Source organism: Vibrio sp. Vb0888 (genome assembly GCF_033338835.1).
GTDB lineage: Bacteria > Pseudomonadota > Gammaproteobacteria > Enterobacterales > Vibrionaceae > Vibrio > Vibrio alginolyticus.
Window position 1 is genome coordinate 1 of record NZ_JAWOTL010000076.1, and the last position, 1,724, is coordinate 1,724.

Below are 1,724 nucleotides of genomic sequence, written 5' to 3' on the forward strand. Positions count from 1 at the left end.
TCTGATTGATAGCCTTGCGAATGCGTTTGGTACGACATCGCAACAAGCTCAGTTATGGCTGGTGGTGTTCTTATCCATCCTGCTCGATTTCTTTGCGGCGTTTTTTGTTGGTTTGATTGGTGAAGAGCAACGTTTCCGTCACTATTACCGTCGCTACGTAGGCATGACCGTGGCATCAATTCGCGATATTGACCCAGAGCCAGCGGGTTATCTTCCACACATTAAGGATGAAGATGAACCCGCCATTGAGCAAAAAATTGAAGAACCGGAAGAGCCAAAAACACTGCTAGAACAGGTGAGCGATGCCCTTAAAAGTCATCAAATTACGTGTACGAAAAAAGCGGTAGCGAAGCAATTTAGACTTTCTGCGGAAGAGGTAGACAAAGTCTTCGAAGAGCTTGCAGAGCTTGGGCTGGTGGGTAAAAAAGCCAACCACCATTACCATTGGATTGGTCAAGCTGAAGCCGCTTAATGGTCTAGACTCAGTAAACTATTAAAGAGCGTCGATGGACGCTCTTTTTTTTATTTTCAGCCCTAAAGCACCTATTTCAGTAGGTGATAATTTACTTGGTTTCATCGTCTTAATGGAAGGGGTACAATCCATCTGAGATTGTTATCAATAGTAATTGTCTGGATGAACAAGCAAACTGGCTTAGTCTTTGAGTTGCTCATTTGTCCGGATTAGCATCCTTCCTAGCGCAGAGAAAAACGCATGAAAATCAGCCCTTATCCGACTGGTCGCTTCAAAAACTATCTAGAACAGAAAAGTGCCGCGTTTCGTGATCTCATCTATCAGTGCCAAGTAAACACTCGTTATTTTGATGCAGGCGAAGCCATTTTGCGCCAAGGCGAGCAACTTCAGTACCTGTATATCGTGCCTGTTGGACGTGTTTCTATGAGCATTTTGGCCGCCAATGGGCGACGTTTCCAACTAGGGGAGGCGAACTGCGATTACCACATTTATGGCGAAATGGAGTACTTTACTCAAACCCCTTGCCAGTGGAATGTGGTGGCTGATGAGCACATGCAAGTCGATGTCATTTGCATTCAAAAACTGACCGAAGCACTACAGCAGCACTCTGAGATGATGGTGTTTTTTGCCTCTGCACTGGCAGAAGACTATCAGGACTCAATGGATATCTATACTAACCGTTTGCTGCATCCCATCACTTACAACATTGCCTATGATCTTCTCGTCCGTAATCAGACGGATACGCTGCTTGGTGGCTTTGACAAAGTGAACCAAGAGGCGGAACGATTTGGTACGTCAGGTCGTGTTTATCGACGTGCGGTCAAAGATCTTATCGATAAAGGACTCATTGCAAAAACCGACAATGGCTTAGCGATTCTTGATGAAATGGCGTTAAAAGCGTTCATCGATTCGCACGAATAATTCAATTCGGGATTGCAATGATTACCATTCATAAGTGCTTGAAATGGTTTAATCTAAAATCACTGTAATGAATGTAAAGTCGTATAAATCTTGTTGAATGCTTTTGAGAGTAACGCTATATTGCGAACGCGCATGATAATAGATCTCATTAAGGCTCAACAAAATGAAAAAACTCGTCAGTGCGGCTGTTTTCTCGCTGCTAACCATTTCTCCATCTTTTGCTGCTAACGTTGTTATTGACCATTACATGGGAAAAACCGAGCTAGAACAATCACCTAAGCGCGTGGTTGTGATTGGTTTTGGTCCTTTAGATGCTTTGGATAACTTCGGG

General features: G+C 43.7%; 1 protein-coding gene and 2 pseudogenes. All 3 read left to right on the top strand.

Going from position 1 to position 1,724, the window contains the following annotated elements; all coding sequences use genetic code 11:
• A pseudogene (locus tag R7P72_RS23920) lies at window positions 1-472 on the top strand (Preprotein translocase subunit SecY); the annotation flags it as partial.
• 240 nt (window positions 473-712) lie between these two features.
• Window positions 713-1,393, top strand: a complete 681-nt coding sequence (locus tag R7P72_RS23925; RefSeq protein ID WP_025612162.1) for a Crp/Fnr family transcriptional regulator — start codon at window positions 713-715, stop codon at window positions 1,391-1,393.
• A gap of 163 nt (window positions 1,394-1,556) precedes the next feature.
• Window positions 1,557-1,724 (top strand): annotated as a pseudogene (locus tag R7P72_RS23930) (siderophore ABC transporter substrate-binding protein); the annotation flags it as partial.